Annotated in this window: 12 protein-coding genes and 4 pseudogenes; 7 read left to right on the forward strand and 9 right to left on the reverse strand. The window is 60.0% G+C overall.

Translation table 11 applies throughout. The annotated features are described in order from the left end of the window. Window positions 1–40: 40 nt before the first annotated feature. Complete coding sequence (locus BM416_RS00620; RefSeq protein ID WP_027605818.1) at window positions 41–421, reverse strand: RidA family protein; 381 nt, start codon at window positions 419–421, stop codon at window positions 41–43. Window positions 422–490: 69 nt separating this feature from the next. Beyond that, on the reverse strand, window positions 491–1,759 hold the full coding sequence (gene fabF, locus BM416_RS00625; protein ID WP_092484203.1) for a beta-ketoacyl-ACP synthase II: 1,269 nt from the start codon (window positions 1,757–1,759) through the stop codon (window positions 491–493). A 107-nt stretch (window positions 1,760–1,866) separates the two neighbouring features. Here fabF and BM416_RS00630 point away from each other — a divergent pair, with 107 nt between their 5' ends. The 3 genes and pseudogenes from BM416_RS00630 to BM416_RS31015 all read left to right on the forward strand — a co-directional run. Beyond that, window positions 1,867–2,355, forward strand: a complete 489-nt coding sequence (locus tag BM416_RS00630) for a winged helix-turn-helix transcriptional regulator (protein ID WP_092484206.1) — start codon at window positions 1,867–1,869, stop codon at window positions 2,353–2,355. Between the two features lie 123 nt (window positions 2,356–2,478). Beyond that, window positions 2,479–3,246, forward strand: a pseudogene (locus tag BM416_RS31010) (PAS domain-containing protein); the annotation flags it as partial. A 111-nt stretch (window positions 3,247–3,357) separates the two neighbouring features. Then, a pseudogene (locus BM416_RS31015) lies at window positions 3,358–3,834 on the forward strand (methyl-accepting chemotaxis protein); the annotation flags it as partial. Window positions 3,835–3,886: 52 nt separating this feature from the next. Here the strand turns inward: BM416_RS31015 and BM416_RS00640 are convergent. The 3 genes from BM416_RS00640 to BM416_RS00655 all read right to left on the reverse strand — a co-directional run bounded on the left by BM416_RS00640 (window position 3,887) and on the right by BM416_RS00655 (window position 7,547). Further along, window positions 3,887–5,209 carry an OprD family porin gene (locus BM416_RS00640; RefSeq protein ID WP_092484212.1) on the reverse strand — a complete coding sequence of 441 codons (1,323 nt, stop codon included), beginning with the start codon at window positions 5,207–5,209 and terminating at the stop codon, window positions 3,887–3,889. A 375-nt stretch (window positions 5,210–5,584) separates the two neighbouring features. Beyond that, window positions 5,585–6,454, reverse strand: coding sequence for an isocitrate lyase/PEP mutase family protein (locus BM416_RS00645; protein ID WP_092484215.1), 870 nt, complete (start codon window positions 6,452–6,454; stop codon window positions 5,585–5,587). 463 nt (window positions 6,455–6,917) lie between these two features. Continuing rightward, window positions 6,918–7,547, reverse strand: coding sequence for a TetR/AcrR family transcriptional regulator (locus BM416_RS00655; RefSeq protein WP_027605824.1), 630 nt, complete (start codon window positions 7,545–7,547; stop codon window positions 6,918–6,920). 98 nt (window positions 7,548–7,645) lie between these two features. Here BM416_RS00655 and BM416_RS00660 point away from each other — a divergent pair, with 98 nt between their 5' ends. The 4 genes from BM416_RS00660 (at window position 7,646) to BM416_RS00675 (ending at window position 14,246) form a co-directional block, all read left to right on the forward strand. Further along, a complete protein-coding gene (locus tag BM416_RS00660; protein ID WP_092484221.1) occupies window positions 7,646–8,374 on the forward strand; it encodes a nitroreductase family protein in 729 nt (242 codons plus the stop codon). 189 nt (window positions 8,375–8,563) lie between these two features. Continuing rightward, entirely contained in the window at window positions 8,564–10,075 is a 1,512-nt protein-coding gene (locus BM416_RS00665) for an efflux transporter outer membrane subunit (RefSeq protein ID WP_223841582.1), read from the forward strand. After that, window positions 10,068–11,162 carry an efflux RND transporter periplasmic adaptor subunit gene (locus BM416_RS00670; protein ID WP_027605827.1) on the forward strand — a complete coding sequence of 365 codons (1,095 nt, stop codon included), beginning with the start codon at window positions 10,068–10,070 and terminating at the stop codon, window positions 11,160–11,162. The genes BM416_RS00665 and BM416_RS00670 overlap by 8 nt, the downstream gene beginning before the upstream one ends. Before the next feature lie 3 nt (window positions 11,163–11,165). Continuing rightward, window positions 11,166–14,246, forward strand: coding sequence for an efflux RND transporter permease subunit (locus BM416_RS00675; RefSeq protein WP_092485548.1), 3,081 nt, complete (start codon window positions 11,166–11,168; stop codon window positions 14,244–14,246). A 156-nt stretch (window positions 14,247–14,402) separates the two neighbouring features. Here BM416_RS00675 and BM416_RS00680 read toward each other — a convergent pair whose 3' ends face one another. The 4 genes and pseudogenes from BM416_RS00680 to BM416_RS31025 form a co-directional block, all read right to left on the reverse strand. Next, entirely contained in the window at window positions 14,403–19,865 is a 5,463-nt protein-coding gene (locus BM416_RS00680) for a WGR domain-containing protein (RefSeq protein WP_092484224.1), read from the reverse strand. Continuing rightward, the gene (locus BM416_RS00685) at window positions 19,853–21,055 is read right to left on the reverse strand and encodes a M48 family metalloprotease (RefSeq protein WP_092484227.1); all 1,203 of its coding nucleotides are present in this window, start codon (window positions 21,053–21,055) and stop codon (window positions 19,853–19,855) included. The genes BM416_RS00680 and BM416_RS00685 overlap by 13 nt, the downstream gene beginning before the upstream one ends. A 257-nt stretch (window positions 21,056–21,312) precedes the next feature. Continuing rightward, window positions 21,313–21,810: pseudogene (locus tag BM416_RS31020) on the reverse strand (methyl-accepting chemotaxis protein); the annotation flags it as partial. A 360-nt stretch (window positions 21,811–22,170) separates the two neighbouring features. Further along, window positions 22,171–22,983 (reverse strand): annotated as a pseudogene (locus BM416_RS31025) (cache domain-containing protein); the annotation flags it as partial. Window positions 22,984–22,988 lie beyond the last annotated feature (5 nt).

Genomic DNA, 22,988 nt, shown 5'->3' on the forward strand with positions numbered 1-22,988 from the left:
GGCGCGCATTGTAGCTGTGAAATGCCTGACCGGCATTACTTCAGGCTTGAGCGGCCATCGCGGTGACTTCCACGCGCATGCCGTCTACCGCCAGTGCAGCCACGCCAACCGCCGCGCGTACGGGCCAGGGCTTGGCAAAGAAGCGTTTGTAGACCTCATTGAAGGCGGCGCGATCGGCCATATCGGTCAGATAAATGGTCAGGTGCATGACCCGGTCCATGGAGCTGCCGGCTTTTTCCAGTGCGACTTTAAGCGCTTGCAGGGTGCATTCGCTTTGCAGGGTGATATCGCCCAGTTCCAGGCTGCCGTCGGCGCGCGTCGGGATCTGGGTGGAGACCAGGATGCCGTTGAAACCGACAACGTCGGAAGAAATCGAGTCGGCATCCGGATCGGGGGTGTAGGACAGGTCATGGTTGGCCATGGGCGCCTCTTGGCAGTAACGGAAAGGCGCCATGGTCCCCGAAAACAATCCCAGGGGCAAACCGCTGGCTTATACCCAGCGGCGGAACAGCACGCTGGCATTCACGCCACCAAACCCGAAGCCGTTGGAGAGCGCGTATTCAATCGCCATCGGTCGCGCGTCACCACGCACCATGTCCAGGCCCTCGGCCAGGTCATCCGGGTGTTCCAGGTTGAGGGTCACCGGCGCGACCTGATCGCGCAGGGCAAGTACAGTGAAGATCGCCTCGATGCCGCCCGCGGCGCCCAGCAAATGGCCGGTGGCGGACTTGGTCGAGCTGATCGCCAGGTGGCCACCGACACCGAATACGGTCCTGATGGCTGCCAATTCGCCTTTGTCGCCCACCGGCGTCGAGGTGGCGTGGGCATTCAGGTACTGCACCGCGGACGCCTCGATCCCCGCCTGACGCAGCGCCTGCGTCATCGCCCGGCGCGCGCCGTCGCCGTCTTCCGGGCCGGCGGTCATGTGGTAGGCATCGGCACTGGTGCCATAGCCCACCAATTCGGCAATAGGCCGGGCACCGCGTGCCAGGGCGTGTTGCAGTTCCTCGATGACCAGGATGCCGGCGCCTTCGCCCATGACAAAGCCGTCACGCGCCTGATCGAACGGGCGCGAGGCGTGCTCGGGGGCGTCGTTGAAGTCGCTGGACAACGCCCGCGCCGCCGCAAAGCCGCCCAGGCTGACCCGGTGGATCGCCGCTTCGGCTCCCCCGCACACTGCCACATCCACTTCGCCCGCACGGATCATCCGCGCGGCGTCGCCAATGGCCTGCACACCCGCCGCACAGGCCGTGACCGGTGCCCCCAACGGGCCTTTCAAGCCATAGTTGATCGACACATGCCCGGCGGCCATGTTGCTCAGGAACGATGGAATGGTGAACGGCGACAAGCGTCGCGGCCCCTTGCTGTCGGTGGTACGTACCGCCTCGGCGATGGCCGGAAAGCCGCCGACGCCCGAGGCAATGATGGTGGCGGTGCGTTCCTGCTGCTCCACGGTGTTCGGGGCCCAGCCGGCCTGCTTCAGGGCTTCGTCGGCCGCCGCCAGTGCGAACAGGATAAAACGGTCCATCTTGCGCTGCTCTTTTGCCGCCAGCAGGCGATCAGGATCGAACCCGGCTTCAGGGTCCTGCAGCACGCTCTGCACTTGGCCGCCGATGCTGATAGCCAGGTCGCCGATCAGTTCTTCCGGCAGGCGACGAATGCCCGACTGCCCGTTCAACAGGCGTTTCCAGGTTGACTCCACGTCAGCGCCCAACGGTGTCAGCGCACCCATGCCTGTCACAACGATACGTTTACTCATGATCAATCGACTCCGGTTGCATTGAGGGTTCAGACTCTATGGACGTCACTATCATGATGAAAGTAACATGGCGTCACACAACTTTGCACCGGCCCCAAGGAACCTTTATGCAACGCAAGTCCCTGACCCGCGACGAATGCCCCATCGCCCGCAGCCTCGAACGGGTAGGGGAGTGGTGGAGCATCCTGATCATGCGCGACGCGCTGCAGGGGCTGCGCCGCTTCGATGAGTTCTCGCGCAGCCTGGGCATCGCGCCGAACATGCTCACGCGCCGCCTGACAGCGTTGGTGGAGGCGGGGATGCTGGAGCGCAGGGCCTACAGTGAGCGGCCGCCGCGCTATGAATATGTGCCGACCGCCAAGGGCGAGGATTTCCGCATGGTGCTGATGTCGCTGGTGGCGTGGGGCAACCGGCATTACGCCCAAGAGGGCGCCAGTGTCGAGTTGGTCGAGCGGGACACCGGGCGACCGGTACAGCCGATGTTGGCGAGCGCCGAGGGCCATATCGTCCCCTTGGATCACTGTGTGTTGCAGGCCGGCCCGGCGGCCAGCACCGGTATGCGGGAGCGCTTGGCTTCGCTTGCCGCAAAGCCTTGAATCCTGCGGCTCGCGCAAGAATTTGACGTCAGAAAATAATCATTTTTGCACCGTAAAGTCGCGAGTTTCCCAGCCGATAGCGAATAAAGGCAGAGGTTTTTTCCGCACGGCTGAGGGTACGTCATGTTCAATACAGCACTCAAAACAGAACTGGCGGCCAGGACGGCCGAAGTCAGCGAGTACAAAGGACTGATCAGCGCCCTGGAACGCTCCATGGCAGTGGTCGAATTCGACCTCAACGGCAAGGTGCTGCGTGCCAACGACAACTTCCTGAAAACCCTGGGCTACAGCCGCGACCAGTTGGCGAGCAAATCCCACCGGGACTTTTGCTTGCCGGCGCTGACCAACAGCCCGGCCTACAGCCAGTTCTGGGGGGAACTCAAGGCCGGTAAGTTCGTGTCGGGCACCTTCAAGCGGGTGGATGCCCACGGCAAGACGGTCTGGTTGGAAGCCAGCTACAACCCGGTACTGGATGAGCGTGGCCAAGTGCTGAAAGTGGTCAAGTACGCCCTGGATGTCACCGCCAAAGTCGAACAGGACGCGGCGACCCGCAGCAAACTGGCCGCAGTGGATCGGGCCATGGCAGTGATCGAGTTCGACTTGAACGGTCAGGTGCTGGACGCCAACGAGAACTTTCTGCACGTCATGGGCTATACGCTGGCCGAAATCAAAGGCAAGCACCACCGCCTGTTTTGCGAACCCAGCCTGATCAACAGCAGCGAGTACACCGACTTCTGGCGACGCTTGAACAACGGTGAATTTTTCACCGGGCAATTCAAACGTCTCGGCAAGCATGGCCGTGTCGCGTGGCTGGAGGCCAGTTACAACCCGGTCTACGATGGCGACGGCACGCTGATCAAGATCGTCAAGTTTGCCAGTGACATCACTGAACGCGTGGAAAAGTTCGAGGAAGATTCACGCGGCGCCTCACGGGCCTACCATATTTCCTCCGAGACCGAGCGGTTTGCCGAGCACGGTACCCAGGTGATCCAGGATACGGCGACAGAGATGCGCCGGATCGCCGAGAACATCGGCGCATCGGCGCGCCTGGTCGGGCAGTTGGGCGACCGCTCCGAGCAAATTACCGCCATCGTCAATACCATTCGAGGCATCGCCGACCAGACCAACCTGTTGGCCCTCAACGCGGCCATCGAGGCTGCCCGTGCGGGCGACCAAGGACGTGGTTTTGCCGTGGTGGCCGATGAGGTCAGGCAATTGGCGGGGCGTACCAGCCGCTCGACTGCGGAAATCGCCGAAATGATCGGCATGATCCTGTCGGAAACCCGCGACGCGGTGGCCAGCATGAGCGCCACCCAGGAGGGTGCGCAACGCGGCGTGAACCTGGCGGACCAGGCGGGTTCGGTGATTTTGCAGATCCGCACCAGCACCAGTGATGCGGTGCAGGCCGTGAGTATGTTTGCGTCGAAGCTGGATGAGTCGGAAGTGATTCCAAAAACTGCCGTCGGCTGGGTAGGCTGATCGCGTTTTAGGCGTGGAGAGGGAGCCATTCCCTCTCCTGACAAGGCTCCCTTTACAGCAAGGTGAACGGGTAGTCGACGATCACCCGTAGCTCATTCAAGTCGCCATCGCGCTGGTCGGCGTTGGACACCACGATGGCATCACGGACGCGCAACGACAGGTTTTTCGCCGGGCCACTCTGGATCACGTATTTGGCCTCCACGTCCGTCTCGTGATGGGCGCCGTCGGCACCGTAATCGCCGGCATAGGCGCTGTTGAACGGGGTGTGGGTGCCGTTGATATCCGAACCGTTGATATAACGGCTCATGAAACTCAACCCCGGCACGCCATAACTGGCCATGTTCAGGTCATAACGAATCCCCCACGATTGCTCGCCCGGCCCGTTGAAGTCGCCCCACTGCACCGAGTTGGCCAGGAACACCGAGTCGCCGCCTTCACCTGCGCCGTTGTTGCCGGTGCCGATGTAGTCAAAGGGCGTGTCGCCGTGCACCTTCTGGAACGACAGCGTCAGCGTGTGCGCCTGCAGGAACGAATAGGCCGCCGCCACCGAGTAGGTGGTGTTGTTGATCGCGCCGGCCTTGGCGGCGCCGGTGTCGAGGGTGCGGTACAGGTTGCCGTCCAGGGCCAGGGATTGGTCGTGGGGCAGGGCGATGACGTAGTTGAGGTTGGTGTAGTACTGGCGCCAGATGTCTTCCAGTTCGCCGGCATACAGTGTCGCGCTCAGTGACGGGGTGAAGGTGTATTTGCCGCCGACAAAGCTCGCGCTGTTGGCCGCCACGTTGGCGTAGGTGGCGTAGATATCGTGGTCATGGTTGCTGGTCATGCCGCTGTTGGTGCTGGTGAAGTGCCCGGCTTCCAGGTCCAGTCCGCTGATTTCGCTGCTGGTGAGATCAAAGCCGGTGGCGGTCTGCGGCAGCAGGCGGGTGCCGCCGGTGGCGAAGACCGGCGCGGTGGGCTGCATGTCACCGAACTTCAACTGGGTCTTGGAAATTTTGAGTTTCACCGCAGCACCGACGGAACCGTAGGCATTCTCGGGATCGCCGTGCCGATCGGTCGGCAGGTCGCCGGTGCCGGCGTCCGCGTGGGTAGCGTCGAGTTTCAGCGCGCCGTAGGCGTAGGCATCCACGCCAAAGCCGAGGGTGCCCTGGGTGAAGCCTGAGGCGTAGTTGAGCATGGCGCCCTGGGCCCAGTCGCGGTTGTCGGCCTTGCCGCTCGCACGGTCGCGGTCGAAGTAATAGTTGCGCAACAAGCCGGTGACGCTGCTGCCGTCGATAAAACCCTTGGAGTCGGCCTGGTCCGTGACGGACTCGGCAAACGCCACGGGGCTGATACTGGCGCACACCGCCAGCGCCAACAGGCTCCACTGTTTAATCATGTTATTAACTTCCCCGGAATAATGAACGCGCACAGAAACGCCGCACTGTCTGGCAGGCGTACACGCTTGTATGGGCAGAGTTTTAAAGTGAGGCGTTACGGTTTCTTATTGTCTTCGACGGGTTTGCCGAAGCTGACTCCAGGCAGAGTTTGCGCGGCCTGCAGGCGTGCCGGGGATGAAACTCGATTAATTAAACTTCACTATTTTCAATCGGCGGGAGGTGTAGCGTGGGGACTGTCTTAGCCGCTCTGCTTCGACAATACCCTTTGGTTGCCGCCGTAGTTGCTACGGCGGATTTTTTCCATGGGGAGTTTTTAAGTTGAACTAACAAGGGCGAGGGCGCTGGAGTAATTGGCCCCTTATTCCACGCAGTTATTACTCTTCCACGTCCATGAACTCCTTGGCCCACGCCACGTAACTTTCAGGCAGCGTGTAGGTATGGGTCAGTTCCGTCGCACTGAGGTTCGAGGTGCTGTGGGTCAGCTGGCGCTGGGCACGGAGGCTGTCGTAAGTAGCCTTGATCGCCGCAAAGTACGCGCCATGGCCGGCAACCACCACGCGCACGCCCAAATCCGCCAAACGCTGGGCGTCGTTGAGCTTGGGGTTGCCGTAGGTCACCAGCATCAGCGGCACGATGAGATTTTCCGCGATCTTCTCCAGGTGCTCGAAGTCGCTGACACCTACCATGCAGATGCCGTCGGCGCCGGCTTTCTGATAAGCCAGGGTGCGCTCGATCACCGCTTCGGTGGACAACACGCCGGCGTTGGTCCGGGCGATGATCGACAGTTCAGGATCGACACGGGCTTCCAGGGCGGCGCGGACCTTGCCGATGCCTTCCTGGATGGAAATCAGGTCGGTGGATTTGCGCCCGAATTGTGCAGGCAGCAGCGTGTCTTCAATCGTCAATGCCGCGACGCCGGCGCGCTCGAGCTCTTCGACGGTGCGCATCACGTTGAGTGCATTGCCGTAACCGTGGTCGGCATCGGCAATAAAAGGCAACTGGGCGACGCGGCCGATACGGGTAGCCTGCTCGACGAACTCACTCAGCGTGATCAAGGCAAAGTCGGGTGCTGCCAGTACCTGCAACGAGGCCACGGAGCCACCCAGGATACCGACCTCGAAGCCCAGGTCGGCGGCGATACGTGCCGACATAGGGTCGAACACGGACGCGGTTTCAACGCAGGTTGGCGTTGCAAACAGCTCACGAAAATTGCGGCGAAGCGCTGAGTGGGACTTTTTTGGCATGATCTTTCCTGGTTGGGGCCATTGTCGACTGACGATCAATGCCTATTCATAGTCGCAGCAGATTAACACGCCGCAAAAAATAGGATTATGACGTTTGAGCATGAGGTATGCGTGTAACACATACCCCCAGGCCATGGTGCAAGGCTCGGGTGGGCTGTTGACGAAAATCAGCTTTTTGCTGGCTCAGCTGATAAAGATCAACTAACCGCCGCTGTGCACGGCTCACTGGAGGCCAATTCACAGATTGAGATGGCCACGTGCCGAGGTGCCCTATATTGCAGAATCCGCGTTTACTATTGATTGCCCCTCCCACCATGAACTGGCCTAATGATTTTGGACACTTCAATCTGGCTCTATGAGGCGCTGAACGAAGCGCAGCATGAGGCATTCGCCGATTTGGCGGAGCGCCAGGGGATTGCCGTCGAACAACGGTATTTTATCGAAGGGGGGCCACTGAGGAATATCAGGTCCTGTCCCCATTTTGCCTATAGAGATAGTTTTCAAGCAGGGTGACAACCTCAGTAATAAAGCGCTGATCCCCCAACAATTGTGGCCGATCAGCCGTCACGGTATGGATGATCGCATGCGCAGCGATGCCCATCAGATAGATCGAAAGATCCGGATCGGGAACATTCTTCATGAAAGGTCTCAGGACGTCTGAAAACTGTCGCTGCATATGATCTTTTTCATGGTCTTCCTGGCGAACGGTGCGGGGCAGCTCTTCATGAATCGCCTTATGAAGCGCAGGCGCGATGCGATGCTCCGCGACGATCATTTCCACGATCATTGTGAGCGCCTCTCGAAGAGACGGTTGTCCTGGCAAAACTTCCAACGCGTTAAGCAAATCGGTTCGCGTTGCAGCGGCATGACGTCGCTGTAACTCTGCGATAACCGCCTCTTTGTTCGGAAAAAACTGATAGAGCGAACCAATATTGACGCCCGCGCGCTCTGCAATTGCATTGGTCGTCAGGCCTTCCCAGCCGACCTTGGTCAAAATGTAAGTCGCCGCTTGGATAATCGCTTCGACAGTTGCGCGGGAGCGTGCCTGGGCCGGGATTTTACGGGGGGTTACGGTCGTTCGGCTTTTGTTCATGGGACGCTCCAGAACGCGAGTTTTTAAAATATAAGCTTTAACTTACGATTTGAGTTGAGGAAACACAACGTTCTTAACCAACCGAGAGCAACTCAATCATGAATACACATCACCCGGTACTTCCTTGGGACGGCTTTCAAGCAGCGAACCGTTTCCGCAGGGCCATTCGTAAATTCAACTCGACGACGATTCCCGAAGGTGACGTGTATGCATTGCTTGCTGAAGCTGCTTTTGCACCTTCCAGCGGGAACATGCAGCCGTACGAGCTGCATTGGATTCGAGAGCCGGCCTTGAAAGCTAAAGTCGCTGCGGCCTGCAATGGGCAGAAAGCGGCGGCGACAGCGGCAGACTTTGTTGTCGTAGTGGCCAGCCCCGCGATGGGCCTGCGAACCGCCAGAGCGCAACTCTCTCATGTAGAAAGCTCGACGACACTGGGCCCTGACTCGAAGGCTTACTATCGCAAGCAAGTAGGCATGTTCCAGAAAATCCTGGGCATTGGATCTTCGGCATTCTGGTCACCGCTGGTGTCTCTTGCCGCACTTATCCGTCCCACCTTATCGCTGATCCCTATTGGGCACACCGGCGGTCGTCAATGGGCAGCACGCAATGCGATCTTCGCTGCTCAAACAATCATGCTTGGCGCAGCAGCCAAAGGCATCGACTCCTGCCCGATGGAAGGGTTTTCCGCGTCGCAGGTCGCCAAACTTCTCGATCTCCCACGGGGTGCGGTGATTCCTCTTGTGATTGCCCTTGGGTATCGCGCGGATGATGCACGGATCGAAGAGAGGTGGCGCTACCCGATCTCCGACATTGTGGTTTCGCACTAGGGCTTATTGAGAGGCTGGCGAAGCTTTTCACTGTCGCCGTGAGTCAGCCCAAAAAACGCCGGGGTTGCTTTGACGGTAAAGAATAAGTTGCTGCCGCCCACGATGATCCGACTTGACTCTCGACGCGCCAGCTTAAGGCTTTGCGTCTGCCGTTAAGGTCTTAACGTGCTTTATTTTCGGTTATCTGAGATGACTTCAAAAATCAAACGTGACGCCAGTCGTGCCAAGCGTAACGGGCACGCGTGGGTGCGCTGCAGGCGGCTGGCGATGTATGCATTCGCTGCATCGCTGTTGGCATCTGGTGGTTGTTCGTTGCAGCCGGCCTATACCAAGCCGACCCTGGCCACGCCCTCCGGTTGGTCTGGGGCGTCGGCGCCCGAGGACAATCAGCCTTCACTGGCGGCAAAGCCCTGGTGGCGGAAGCTCGGTGATGATGCTGTCGACGAGTTGATCGATAAGGCGCTTGCTGATAACCCAACGTTGCTTCAAGCGCTTATGCGTATCGACGAAGCCCGTGGGACGCTGGGAGTGACTACCGCAGATACGCTGCCCACCATCGGTGCGAGTGCGAGCTTGACGCGGGAGCAAAGCCAGAACACGTCTCCTTTTTCTTCCAGCACCACTGTGCTTGGCACCTCGGCTTCGGTTGGGCCGAGCTTCAGCTGGGAGATTGATCTTTTCGGACGGGTTCGGGAGTCGGTTGAAGCTTCTCAGAACCGCCTTGATGCTCGCACGGCTGATGCCGCATCAACGCGACTGACCCTGGTAGCCGATATCGCGAACGATGTGCTGACTCTGCGTGCCTGCGAAAACAGTCGGCGTGTGCTGGTTGATGACATCGCTTCCCGGGAAAGAACCCTCGCCCTGACTCGACGACGTCTGCAAAGCGGCTTTGCCGCTGCGGTTGACGAAGCTCGCATACTCACGGGCCTTGCGACGTCCCGTACCAATCTGGCGACTCAGCAAGAACAGTGCGCTCGCCAGGTGAACGCTTTGGTGGCCCTCAGCGGCCAGAGTTCTAGCAGGGTTAAGACATTGGTAGGTGTTGCTCCGTCAACGCCTGATGCGGCGCCCGTGTTCATGCCACGAGCGCCGGCGGCGGTACCTGCAATGCCTGCAACGGTGTTGGTGCAACACCCGGATGTTATCTCGGCTGAGCGTGAAGTCGCCGCTGCCTGGGCAGATATCGCTGTTGCTCGCGCAAACCGCCTGCCGCGTATTGATCTGACGGCAGCATTGACCGGTCAATGGATCCGCGCCGCAGGCTCCAGTCTTGATTTCAACACGTGGTCCATTGGCCCCAGCCTGAGCGGCACGCTGTTCGATGGCGGTACAGGCGCTGCGAATGTGAAAGTCGCTGACGCTCGCTACAGGCGCGCAGTAACCAGTCTGCAAGGCACGTTGCGCACTACCGTTCAGGACGTGGAAAACGCTATTGCTGCTCAGGCATCGGCCGAATTACGGGGTGCATCGACCCGAGAAGGTGTGATCGCTGCTTGCACCACACTGCTGGCTTCCGATGCTCAGTGGAAGGTTGGCGCTGTCAGCCTGTTCGAACTCGAAGACAGTCGCCGCCAGTTCGCCTCGGCACAGGACGCGCAGATTTCTGCGCGTCGCGACCAGGCTCAGGCCTGGATATCCCTAGTCAAAGCCACCGGCGGAGCAATCGCCCTAATTCCGGACAACACAGCCCATGAATAACTTGTTTTTTTCTTCGGGCCGTCTCGGCCGCAGGTCAGTCAGTGTCGTTGCCCTATGCATTGGGGCGATGGTCGGCGGTGTCCTGTTCTTCACCGCTCACTCCAACGCCACGCTGGCACCCATGCAGCCTGCCGTCGCGATGGCTGTGACTACCACCACAGCAACGCTGGTGCAGTGGCCTGCAACGCTTGAGGCCAGCGGGGTTATTGCCCCATGGGAGGAGGCAATCATCGGTTCCCAGGTATCGGGCTTGAGATTGGCTGAAATGCTCGTGAACGTGGGGGACCGCGTTAAGCGCGGGCAATTGCTGGCGACTTTCGATGCCGACCTGTTGGGTGCCGACGAGTCACGGCTAAGGGCGTCCTGGCAACAGGCCGAAGCCAATAGCCAGCGCGCTTTGCAGCTCAAGGGTACTGGCGGCATGAGTGAGCAGGACGTTCTCCAGTATGTGACCCAGGCCGGTGTTGCGAAGGCATTGCTGCGAGGAACGCTTTTGCAAATACGGTACGCCAAAGTGATCGCCCCGGATGATGGCGTTATCAGCGCCCGTAGTGCAACGGTGGGTGCGGTGTATGGGACGGGACAAGAGCTATTTCGAATGATTCGCCAAAGTCGCCTGGAATGGCGTGGTGAACTGACAGCTGTGCAGCTATCCCAAGTCAAACCCGGCCAGCGTATCAGCCTGGTATTGCCTGACGGTACCTCAGCCGTAGCGGTAGCGCGCGAGCTGGCGCCCAGCCTGGATAGCCAGACCAGGCTCGGTATTGTCTATGCGGATATTGAACCCGGCAGCCTGGCAAGAGCTGGCATGTATCCAAGAGGGAGGGTCGTCGTCGCTGAAAGCTCCGCTCTGGTGGTACCGGCTGCAAGCGTAGTGATCCGCGATGGTCGCAGCTATGTGCCCAAACTGCTCGAGGGTGACCGCATCGGTATGCAGCCAGTGATCGTGGGGCGTCGACAAAACGCCGAGGTGGAAATCCTTTTAGGGCTTGGTGTTACAGACAAAGTCGTCGTGCAAGGCGCCGGCTTCTTGAACGACGGCGATCGGGTCCACGTTACCGCAGCGCCGGTTGCGGCCCAGGAGTGAATGATGAACTTTGCCACGTGGTCTATCCGTAATCCCATTCCGTCCATCCTGCTTTTTATCCTGCTTTCCTTGGCCGGGATCCTTGGCTTTCGTGCCTTGCCAATTGCCAACATGCCGGACATTGATCTCCCAACGGTCGTTATCGCTTTGACGCAACCTGGCGCTGCGCCAGCTCAAATGGAAACCGAGGTTGCACGTAAGGTCGAGAATTCCCTGGCGACGTTGTCAGGTATCAAACACATCAGCACCTCCATCGTCGACGGGCTGGTCACGATTAACGTTGAGTTCATCCTGGAAAAGAAACTCTCCGATGCCCTGATTGAAACCAAAGACGCAGTGGATAAAGTGCGTTCCGATCTGCCTGGCGACTTGGAGCAGCCCTCTATAAGTGCGGTGCGGGTGGGTGGTGATGAGGCGACCTTGCTCTACGCCGTGGCGTCTTCGCGAATGGACGAAGAGGCCCTGTCCTGGTTTGTGGATGACACCATTAACAAGACTATCCTGGGCGTGCCCGGTATCGGCAAGTTCGAGCGGGTCGGCGGTGTCCAGCGTCAAGTATTGGTAGAGGTGGATCCGGCAAGCTTGGCTGCCATGGGGGCAACAGCTGCGGATGTATCACGGGCGTTGAAAACGGTTGAGCAAGAGTCGTCTGGCGGAAGAGGGCAGGTGGGGGGCACTGAACAGGCGGTGCGCACCATTGCGACTATGCGTACAGCTGCCGAACTGAACAGCCTGCCGGTGGTGCTGGAGAGTGGGCGACGCGTCAACCTGGACCAGGTCGCGGTGGTTAAGGATGGCTACGCGGACCGGACTCAGATCGCCACCCTGGACGGCAAACCCGTGGTCGGATTCAGGATATTCCGTGCCAAGGATTTCGATGAGACGCGAGTGGCGGCCGGTGTGGCCGACGCACTCAACAAGCTTCACGGCACCGATCCAAGCCTGAGTTTTACCAAGGTCTGCGGAACCGTCGACTATACGCGTGAGCAGTACGAAGGATCGATGCACATGCTCTACGAGGGCGCGCTACTGGCCGTGCTGGTGGTGTGGTGGTTCCTGCGCGACTGGCGTGCAACCTTGATTTCGGCTTCAGCCTTGCCCTTGTCTATCCTGCCAACGTTCCTGGTCATGAGCTGGCTTGGCTACTCGCTCAATACCCTGACCCTGCTCGCATTGGCAGTAATCGTGGGTATTTTGGTGGACGACGCTATTGTCGAGATTGAGAATATCGAGCGTCACAGTCGTATGGGCAAACCGATCAAACAGGCCGCCGGTGATGCTGTAACCGAAATTGCCTTGGCGGTTATGGCGACCACCATGACCCTTGTCGTGGTGTTTTTACCCACCGCCATGATGAGTGGCATACCGGGACTATTTTTCAAGCAGTTCGGCTGGACCGCGGTGGTGGCGGTCCTCTCCTCATTGCTGGTTGCCAGGGTGCTGACCCCAATGATGGCAGCCTATCTGCTCAAGACCCATAGCGGTCATGTTGAGGCCAAGGACGGCGTGCTGATGACACGCTACCTCAGCGCAGTGAAATGGTGTCTTACCCATAGGCGCCTCACGCTGTTGGGTACGGTCCTTATATTCGCTGCTTCGATCGCGGTTGTGCCACTGCTTGAGACAGGTCTGATGCCGGCCTCCGACAAGGGCTATAGCAATATCAATATTGAGTTGCCCCCTGGCAGCAGCTTGGAGGCGACCCGAGCGACGACGGGAGCGGTGAGTCGTGCAATCCAGCATATTCCCGGCATCGAGCATGTAATGACCAGCGTGGGGGTCGCCCAACCTGCCGGACGCGGGCAGACACAGGCGGCAGAATTACGCAGGGCGACCATGACGATGGTACTTTCTCCTCGCGGCACGCGCCCAGCCCAGGTTGAGATCGAAACTCAGGTACGCGTCGCGCTGCGCGATGTACCCGGAGCCCGCTTTTCAATCGGCTCGGGGGGGCTGGGGGAGAAACTCTCGCTGATTCTCTCCAGTGACGATAAAGCAGCGCTGAAAACTACAGCGCAGGCGCTGGAGCGGCAACTTCGCGATGTCCCGGGTCTTGCCAACATCACCTCCACGGCAAGCCTGGAGCGCCCCGAGATCATCGTACGCCCCGACGCTCAGCAGGCAGCGGAACGTGGTGTTACTACATCAACCATTGGTGAGACGGTTCGCATTGCAACCAATGGGGACTTTGACGCAAAAATGGCCAAGCTAAACCTGGACAATCGTCAGGTAGCGATTCAGGTGCGAATTCCAGATACCTCAAGACAGGACCTTGAAACGATAGCTAATCTTCGGGTTCGTGGTCGCGATGGCTTGATCCCCTTATCCAGTGTTGCCAGCCTGACGGTAGAGAGTGGCCCTACGCAGATTGACCGTTATGACCGCCGCAGGTACGCCACCGTCAGTGCAGACCTGGGGGGCATGCCGTTAGGGCAGGCGCTGACCCTGGCTAAAGCTTTACCCGCGATCCAGGCTATGCCCACCAGCGTCAAGCTGATCGAAACCGGCGATGCGGAAATCATGGCTGAGCTGATGGGTGGGTTCGGCATGGCCATTGTCATCGGGGTGTTCTGCGTGTACTGCGTGCTGGTGCTTCTTTTCCGTGACTTCTTTCAACCACTGACCATTCTCTTCGCCATCCCGCTTTCAGTGGGTGGGGCCTTTGTCGCACTGCTCGTGACCCGAGGCATGCTAAGCCTGCCGTCCATGATAGGTCTTGTGATGTTGATGGGCATTGTGACCAAAAACTCTATCCTCCTAGTAGAGTACGCCGTGATGGGCATTCACCAGCAACGCCTGTCCGTTTTCGATGCGTTGGTTAATGCATGTCACAAACGTGTCCGGCCCATTGTTATGACGACCTTGGCAATGATCGCGGGCATGCTGCCCATTGCACTGGGGCTGGGAGCGGATGCCAGCTTCCGTCAGCCTATGGCCATCGCGGTGATTGGTGGATTGGTAACGTCAACCGCTTTAAGTCTGCTGGTCGTGCCGGTCGCGTTCACGTATGTGGATGATCTGGAGCGCGTGTTACAGCGATGGTTTCTTCCTTGGTCCGATAGTGCCCAGGCCGTGGAGCGCTAAATACTGGTGACGAAGTCGGCGGTCACTCCTAGCCCCGGAGGGGGCTTCGGATGACGTCTGCTTAGCTTTCAACGTCAGGGCACGCCCGATCAAAAAATGCGGGGAAAGCGCACGTTGATGGTATTGGAGCAGGAGGGCGCACAATGCCGGATCGACTCAGCGCGGCTCGGTGTGATCGAGCCCCGCCTGCTCCTGATACCCTTTGCGCAGTTTCTCCGCGATCAGCTTTTGCGCTTCGCGCTCTGCCCGTTCCGGGCTGTCGAGGGACTTGATCAGGGTCTGGCCCTTGGTGCCGATACGACCAAAGCTCACCACAACCTCCGCCTCTGCGACGCCGATACGCCAGAACTTGTTGGAGTTACCTTCCCCAAAGGTGAACTCGCGCATCGGAATCGCTGCTTCAGTGGCTGGCGGCGGCTCGACTTCAACCGCTGCAGGTTCCACTTCCGGTTCAGGCTCTGGCAGCGCGGGCACCTCATCATTCCTTAGCAGCGCTTCAATACGATTCAGCACGTCCATTGGGTCCCGCAGCCAGTCATGACTGAGCACGTCGATGATCTTCCAGCCGAAACTGCGCAGCACGGTCGGGCGGAAGATATAACGCTCTTTCACGTCAGTCGCGTGCGTCGTATCGCCGTCCAGCAGCACGCCAAGGCTGAAGTGCTCACCGCTGGCGTCGCTGATCGCCAGGTCGCAGCGGAACTGCGAACGCCCGACATACTCCTGCACCGTATGCCCGCGTTTGCGCAACGCGACGGCGATGGCTCCGCGCAGGCTGTCCTTGGGCAGGCTGACGGCAAAGGATTGCTTGGCGCCTGGGTTGAGGTTGGCGAGGATACCCTGGGAGCGCAGCGCATCCCCACTGGCGCTGGCCTGGGCGAACTGCAGGAAAGCGCGCAGTGCCGCAGCACCGTCGTTGTGGGTGTTGGTGATGGCCTCTGCCTCAATGCTGGAAACGATCGCCATGCGCTTGCGCGCACGGCTGAAGATCACATTGAGGCGTTTTTCCCCTCCGCGCTGGTTGATCGGGCCAAAGTTCATCAGCATCTTGCCGTTCGGTCCGGGCGCGTAGCAGATACTCAGGATGATCACGTCGCGTTCATCACCCTGAACGTTCTCGAGGTTCTTGACGAACAGGCCATTGAACTGCCCGGCATCTTCACGCACATACTCGCGCTCAAGGCGAGTGGCAAAGGCCGAGTCACTGGCGGCCAAGTCCTCCAGGGCCTGCTCGATGGCGCCCTGTTGGGCTTCCGAAAAAGCCACGATCCCCAGGCTCAGGCCGGTCTCACGTTGCAGCAGCTCACGCACCAGGTTGGCGATATAACGCGCTTCGGCCAGGTTACTGCGGCTGAGGTAAACGCCATCGCTCATCTTCAAAAAGCTGATCGGGCTGTCGAGCAGTGTGTCGGCGCCCTGCATCACTGCCTGGGCGTCCGTGGAGTCCAGCGCTGCATGGGCAGGAGCAGGGCGTTCGATGCGCCGGTCGGGGATGGTGATCAACCGCCCTTCGTAGAAGGCTGCGTTGGAGAAGCTGATCAGCGCTTCATGGCGGCTGCGGTAGTGCCAGGCAAGCAAGGTCGCCGGCAAATTACGCGCGGCCTGGCTCAGCAGGCTGTCGGCATCGAGGTTGATCGCAATCTGCTCGCCGTCTTCCATGGCAACCAATTCGTTATCGTCCTGGTCGCCTGCGCTGGAGAAGAAGTTGGTGGGTGGCAATTGCATCTCGTCGCCCACCACGATCACCTGCTGAGCACGGCTCAAGGCCGGCACGGCTTCTTCGCTGGGGATCTGGCTGGCTTCGTCGAAAATCACCACGTCGAACAGGTCCGGCGTCAGTGGCAGCGTGTCGGACACCGACAGCGGGCTCATCAGCCAAATGGGCTTGAGGTCGTTGATCACCCGGCCACTGTCGCCACTCGCCATTTCGCGGATGGAGCGGTAACGCATGGTCTTGCCCAGCTCATGCTCCAGTTCGCGGCGGCCCTTGGCATAGGCTTTCTTGAACTCACGGGCCTGGGCATCCAGTTGGGTCACCGACATCGCCGACTGCTTCACATTTTCCAGAAAGCGCTGATGCAGCGTGGCACTGAGTACATGGGCGTTGTGCTTGAGCAGGTTGCTTTCAGCTTGGCTGACCTGACGGACTGCCAGGCTCAACGCCGGGCCGTCGAAGCGTGCCAGTTGCGGGTTGGCGCGATACAAACGGGTCAGGTTCTCCTGGGCAATCAATCCATCCAGCGCCGGTTGCGGCAGGGCGTGCTGTTGCATGGCCATCAGGCAGGCGGAATCGGCCTGGTACAGCTCATTGAGCAGAGGGAGGATGTCGGGCAGTTCGTCGATTTCTTCGCGCAGGTCGCGCAGGTATTCAGCCAGCGCTCCCAAGCTTGGCGCCGGTTCGAATGCACAATGTTGCGCAACCAACTCGGCCAGGCGTGCCAATGGCTGGTGCAGGCTGGCTTCCTGACGCACGCTGGCCAAGGCGTTCGGATTTGCGCGCTGGCCTTCGACCCACTGGCGCAATAAGGGTGATGTGCTCAATTGCTGGAGCAGGGCTTGCAGGTGTTGCACGAACACATCGATATCCCGGACACCGTAGCGGCTTTGCAACCGCTGCTGCTCGGCCTGCAGCTCGGCGGTGGCGCGGTGTTCGCCGGCCAGGTTGTCGAGCACGCTGCGATAGCTTGGGCGGATCGCGTGCTGGCTGAAGTCATAGCGTCGTTGCAGTTCGCCACGTAGTCGCCACCAGGACGGTTTCAGCCAACGCAACAGCGAACCTTCCAGACGCTGCACCAGCTCCCGGGCGGCATCAGTGTCCTGGGGGGCGAGTTTGTCGCGCCAAAAATGGTTGGCTTCACTGGCGTTGTGTTGCTGCACGGCCAGGGTCTGCAATGCCGCCTGTTCCGCATGCAGCGCCTGGGAGCCCGGTGAACCGGGCTCCAGCAGGTCGAGGTGCGAGGCCAGATTGGCGCCGCTCAGTTGTTCGGCAGCCTGGGTCAGTACCCGCGCATCGTCCAGGCGGGTGTCACTGGAAAGCAGGCTCGACGATGCCTCCAGAAACTGCTCGACGCTGTCCATGAGCCCGCAGGCTTCATCCAGGAATGCCTTGAGTTGGCCATAGGCGTGTTCGTGGGTAACCAGGCTTGCGCCGAGGCGGCTGAAGGGGTGACGCGCGAAACTGTCGAGGCCAAAGCGTTCGTTGATCGCCTGATACACGCGCCCCGTCAGCTCACTGTGTGCCTGCCAGTGACGCCATTCGGGCAACCGCTCCATAACTTCGGGTGGCAGTTTTGTTGCAACAGCCGGCAGGTCGATCAGATGACGCACCAACTCACGCACCGAGCAAGCCAGCGTCTCTGGAACGCCGGCCATAACCTGTTCAAAGCGCTCAATCAGGCCCAGTTGTTGGCTCAGGGTGCTCAGCGTGGCGCTGCGTCGTGCTTGGAGCTGGGGCGATTGGGCATCGCCGGCAATCCAGCGCTCATAACACTCGCGCAGGTTGCCAACGAAGGCTTTTTTGTCCGTCTGGGAATCGTGAATCAGGCAGCACAATTCGCCCAGTTCACTCTGTTGCAGACGGTGGAATACCACATCCAGTGCGGCGCGCTTTTCGCACACGAACAGGACCCGCAAGCCGCGACCCGCATAGTCGGCGATCAAGTTGGTGATGGTCTGTGACTTACCGGTGCCGGGTGGCCCCTGAATGATGAAGTTGCGCCCGGTGCGGGCCAGTGCGACGGCAGCGTTCTGCGTAGCGTCGCCGGCCACTACGTTCCATTGTTCCGGCAGCGGGATCGGTTCCGGAGCCTGAACTTCGACCTCCCTCGGTTCGATGGAGAACATCCGGTCAAACGCTTCGTTGTGGGCCGGGTCGTCGATCAACTGCGCGTAGTCGCGTACCAGCGACATCTTGCGATAGTTGAAGTTGGCCAGTGTCACTTGGGTCAGGTCGATGTCCCATGCGTAGCGGTGCCCCTGGTTTTCGGGCATGGCGAAGGTGCTGTTTTCGGTGCTGCTGGCGACCATCTGCGGATGCTGGGTGCGCAGCGAGGGTTTGGCGCCGACCGCGAGGCGCAGCGGCAACTCGCTGGGCAGCACTTTTTGCTGGAACAGTTGCAGGCCCAGCGGGCGGTAATCTTCGCGATCGTAGCTGAAGTCCGGCTTCACCAACGGCATCGCCGAGCGCTGACGTGCGCGACGGCGCTGGAAGTGGTGCAGGTGCTGTACGGCCTTTTGGTGGATCAGTTCGATTTGCGGCTTGCTTTGCAGGCGCAGCTCAACGCCGGGCTCGGTCAGCTTGATCTGGCGCGCAATATCAGCGTGGATGTCTTCCAGAGAGGTCTTTTGCAGGTCGACGGTTTCCGGCAACTGGATATCGTAGAGCTGACGCAACTGATGGCGCAGTACCGGGTTGAATTCAGCCTCGGTTTCATCGCACTGCAACATGAACTGATCGCGCACACCTTTCTTGCGGCTCAGTTCCACCGGCAGCCACAGCAGCGGAGTGACAATGCGTTCTTCCGGCGTGTCCTTGAGGTTGTGCCAGCGCATGAAGGCCACCACAAGGCGTAGGTTGCTGAAGCCGAACTCGGCGCGGTCGCGGCGGGTTTCCTGGATGATGCGTTCCAGGGACGCCTGCAGCCAGGTCTGGTCGTCAAAGCGCAGCCATTGCTGCAGGCCAACGGGCTTGCCGCTCAGTACCTGCTCGGAGAAACCGCCGAAGGTCGGCTGCCAGGTGCACAATGCTTCGGGGCGGATGCTTTCAATACGCATCACCAGCGGTACGCTGGCGACGGTCAGGTTGACGTTGGCTTGGGTCGGCCGGAAGTACAGCAGACGATTGCGCCGCGACAGGTCGAATAGCCGGTTGCGCAGGTGTTCCAGCACGACGGTGCGCCGTGAAGCCGGCCCTTCGGCCTGGGCCAGCACATGCTCGACATCCAGGCTGGCCGGCTGCTCGCGCCAGGACTCCAGGCGCCGTACCAGCGAGCCGACATCCGTGGCACGCTCATGGCGGTTAAGCTCTGTCATCTCGACGATCAGATTGGCCAGCACCGGGTTGAGCCGGCCATTGAGCTGGAACAGGTTGCGCCGGTGCCGGGCAAACGCCTTGAGGTCGTTGATGTCGGCAAAGTCCAAGCCGCAGGCCAGGCACGCCAGCAACTGGCCGAGTTGGAAAATATCGGTGATTTCGTCGTGATGCCCGAGACGATGCTCCCAAGCGTACAACTCTGTGAGGAACACCGGGTGGTCGATAGCCTGGTGCGGGTCTTCCTGGACTTGCAGGTCGGTAATGGCCACGCCACTTTCAGAATCCCGGACCAGGCGGACCTTGCCGACAATATTCAGCGCCGATTCCGGATTGGGCTGCACCTGCTTGATCGCGTCCAGCGCCAGGCGCGGCGTCACGCCCTCGGGGTTACGCAGTTGCAGGGAGCGCTCCGGCCCTTGTATTACATCGAGGTAACCGAGTTGGGCGACACGCCCCAGTTCATGCAGCTGCGCTACCTGACGCAGCAGGGGCAGCGCCAGGAACAGCACATCATCGATGGGCACGGCGGCACCATCGTGGCTCTGCAGCAATTGAGTGAACGTGACGGTTGGGGTTATTGGGTCCATGTGTCGACCTCCGCTTTGAGCGCGCGAACGATCGGGTCGAGCTCACGTTTTGGAAATTTGATATCGCGCTTGAGTACGCTGATAAAGTCGTCGGCGCTGCCGAGTTTCTTCGCGGTGCGGGCGGCATGCAGCAATGCTTCATCCCGCAGGTCGCGGTCGACCAGGCACAGGTCGAGCATGATGAAGTGCAGGTATTCGTGGATGCTCGCGTCGATACGTTCGGCGTTCAGCGTACCAAGGTCCAGGGGCACTTCATTGTCCTTCCAGTCGGGGAAGAAGCCACGCACTTGATTGAGTACAACCTCCGACTGCAACACGGCTGCGCCGATAAAGCTGGCGATAAAGCCACGGGTGAGGGCGGTCAGCTCGACCTGGTCGGTCACATCCAGGCGATTGAGCGACAACGGCCCGCGTAGACGGCGGTGCAGCCACGCCTCTGTGTCCGGGACCTGCCGCCACCAGTTGTCGACTGCTTGGGAGCGTAGAAATGTCTCCGGATGCGACACGCCCTGGGACAACTGCGCATCCTTGTCATCCAGCTCGCGGGCCTGCTGCAGATAGTTGGCCGCGTCAACACTGACAATCCCGGTGTGCACCTTGACCAGCGAGGTAATTGACGCCTCTGGCCCGCCGGCTACCAACGCAGCGCCCCGGTCGGCGTAGATTTCGGTGTGCAGGCTGTATAAGCGTGCGGTCTGCTCCAGGCTTGGCGGCGTATACGCATCGGCCATTGCGTGATTGAGAATGCGCTCGGCAGTGAGATAGTCACCGTCGTGCTCCGACCATAATCGGTAATGGGCCAGCTCGTGCCCCAGCAACGCCAGTAACTCCTGGGCGTCGAGCCGCTCAAGAATCGGTCCGTAAAAAACCACATGCACTTCACCGGCCAGGTAATAAAGGCTCGCATTCATCGCGCCATCACCGGCCTGGTACAAAGTGGCGGGTGCCTGGATCTGCAACTGCTGCAAAGCCGTTTCACACGCCTGATAGGCCTGCGGGTGGGTCTCGGGGCTGAGCCGATAGGTGTCTCGCAGCAATTGTGCGCGCACATCCTGGGCGTGTTCCTGCTGGACGCCCAGGGACGAAGCCCAACTCCACACGGCGGGCTCACTGGTTTTCAGGTAATCGACCACCTGCTGGTGGTAAGGCAGTGGCGTCAGGTTGCTGATGTCCAGCGTGAGGGTACTCATCGTTCAAGCGTCCTTGAGGATACGGCTCCATAAACTGCGACTGAGCAGCAGAGACTTGGGCTGGCATCCCGGTATCAGTGATCGGCAATAAACGCGGAGCATACCTATGGGCTGGGAAAATTACTTGTGAATGTGCATACGTTAAACGCGCGATAGGGGGTTGGGCAGTTGCAATCATCTCGCTCCGCCTACCGGGCCGATTCAAGCGGCAGAAACGCCCCGGCAAAAATGACAGTCCCGGTTGAACGCCGTCCTGGTTAAATCTTGAATTGCCTCAACAGGCCTTCCAGGCGATGACCGATGGCGTACAGCTCATCGACCGTGTGTACGCCGCTTTGGGTCTGGTCTGCGACGTTTTCAATCGCGCGGGCTATCTGGTGGACGCTGCGATTGATGGCTTCGGCAACCGACGTCTGCTCTTGCGCGGCGCTGGCGATGTGCGCGTTCATGGTGTTGATGGTAACGATCAACTCGACCGCCTTGCCCAGCGACTGCCCGGCTTGTCCAGCGTGCAGGCTGGCGCCATGGCCTGCTGCGCCGGAGTGGCTCATCGCAGTGACGACCTTGGTGGTGGCCTGGTCAAGGCGCTCGATCATCGCTTGAATTTCCTGGGTGCTGAGTTGCGTCCGGCTTGCCAGCGCGCGTACTTCGTCGGCAACCACGGCAAATCCGCGACCTGCATCCCCGGCCCGGGCGGCTTCGATGGCGGCATTGAGTGCGAGAAGGTTGGTTTGCTCGGCGATCGAGCGGATTACATCCAGCACCGTGACAATGCCTGCTACATCGCCTTGCAGGCTTTTCAGCGAGGCGCCTCCCGCGGACAGGTCCTCGGTCAGGCTGCCCAACCGGGTGATGCTTTCATTGACGACCTGCCTGGCGTGCGGGACCTGCACATCGGTTTCGCCTGCTGCCTCTGAAGCGCTCTGGGCACTGTTGGCGACCTCTTGCGCCGCAGATGACATCTGATTGATTGCTGCAGCGACTTGATCGGTTTCCTGGCGTTGCTGTTCCATGACCTGATCGATGCATTTGCCCTGTTCGGCCACCTGGGTCACGGACGTATTCAATTCTCTGGCCATGCCGACGATCTGGCCGACCAGCCCATGAATCTTATCGGCGAAGGCATTGAACGACACGGCCACCTGGCCGAACTCGTCGCGGCTGATGGGTAAGCGCCGCGTCAGATCGCCTTCGCCCGCTGCGATTTCATCAAGGTGCTCGCGAATCCGCGACAGGGGACGCAGGCTGCTTTTAACCATTAACACTGCGAGCACGCCGGTGATCCCGAGCGCAATCAAGGCAATGACGGTTATCCCGTAGACCAGGCTGCGCACACGCTGATGGATTTCCCCTCGTACTTGGGCAACCTGGCTTTCGATACGGTCGAGATTGATCGCGGTGACCACGACCATGTCCCAGGCCGGCAGGTAAAAGCTGTAAGCCAGCTTGGGAACGACTTTATCCGTATTGATCAGGGCCCCCGAATAGTTGACGAAGTGGGTGTCGTTCTTCGCGGCGGCAACCATTTCCCGGTTCAGGTAAAGCCCGTTCCTGTCTTTACGCTCACTCATGTTGGTGCCGACGCCTTCACTGCTGTCACCACGAAACAGGCGCACGACCTGACTGTCGTAGCCGATAAAATAGCCGTCGTCCCCATACTTCATCCGGGACAGCCGCGCGATCGCCAGCGCACGCGTTGCGGTGTCTCCCGTCTCGGCCTGCGCATACAGCTCCGCTACCGAGGTTCGGGCAAGGTTGGCGTAGTCTTTCAAGCGTTCCCGGCTTTCATCCAGCAGGCGTTCCCGGGTCGCCGTGACTTCCTGCTCGGCGCTCGACAGCAAGGTGGTGCTCGTTGTCAGCGCCAGCACCGTGGACAAGAGCACCACCGGGGCCAGCACCAGCATCAGTACTTTGTTTTTAAACAGCATGCGTG

This window comes from Pseudomonas sp. NFACC42-2 (assembly GCF_900116055.1).
GTDB classification, from domain to species: Bacteria; Pseudomonadota; Gammaproteobacteria; order Pseudomonadales; family Pseudomonadaceae; genus Aquipseudomonas; species Aquipseudomonas marginalis.

Coding starts and splice junctions, on each gene's coding strand:
- BM416_RS00620 (WP_027605818.1), bottom strand. CDS start 421: ATGGCCAACCATGACCTGTCCTACACCCCCGATCCGGATGCCGACTCG.
- fabF (WP_092484203.1), bottom strand. CDS start 1,759: ATGAGTAAACGTATCGTTGTGACAGGCATGGGTGCGCTGACACCGTTG.
- BM416_RS00630 (WP_092484206.1), top strand. CDS start 1,867: ATGCAACGCAAGTCCCTGACCCGCGACGAATGCCCCATCGCCCGCAGC.
- BM416_RS00640 (WP_092484212.1), bottom strand. CDS start 5,209: ATGATTAAACAGTGGAGCCTGTTGGCGCTGGCGGTGTGCGCCAGTATC.
- BM416_RS00645 (WP_092484215.1), bottom strand. CDS start 6,454: ATGCCAAAAAAGTCCCACTCAGCGCTTCGCCGCAATTTTCGTGAGCTG.
- BM416_RS00655 (WP_027605824.1), bottom strand. CDS start 7,547: ATGAACAAAAGCCGAACGACCGTAACCCCCCGTAAAATCCCGGCCCAG.
- BM416_RS00660 (WP_092484221.1), top strand. CDS start 7,646: ATGAATACACATCACCCGGTACTTCCTTGGGACGGCTTTCAAGCAGCG.
- BM416_RS00665 (WP_223841582.1), top strand. CDS start 8,564: ATGACTTCAAAAATCAAACGTGACGCCAGTCGTGCCAAGCGTAACGGG.
- BM416_RS00670 (WP_027605827.1), top strand. CDS start 10,068: ATGAATAACTTGTTTTTTTCTTCGGGCCGTCTCGGCCGCAGGTCAGTC.
- BM416_RS00675 (WP_092485548.1), top strand. CDS start 11,166: ATGAACTTTGCCACGTGGTCTATCCGTAATCCCATTCCGTCCATCCTG.
- BM416_RS00680 (WP_092484224.1), bottom strand. CDS start 19,865: ATGGACCCAATAACCCCAACCGTCACGTTCACTCAATTGCTGCAGAGC.
- BM416_RS00685 (WP_092484227.1), bottom strand. CDS start 21,055: ATGAGTACCCTCACGCTGGACATCAGCAACCTGACGCCACTGCCTTAC.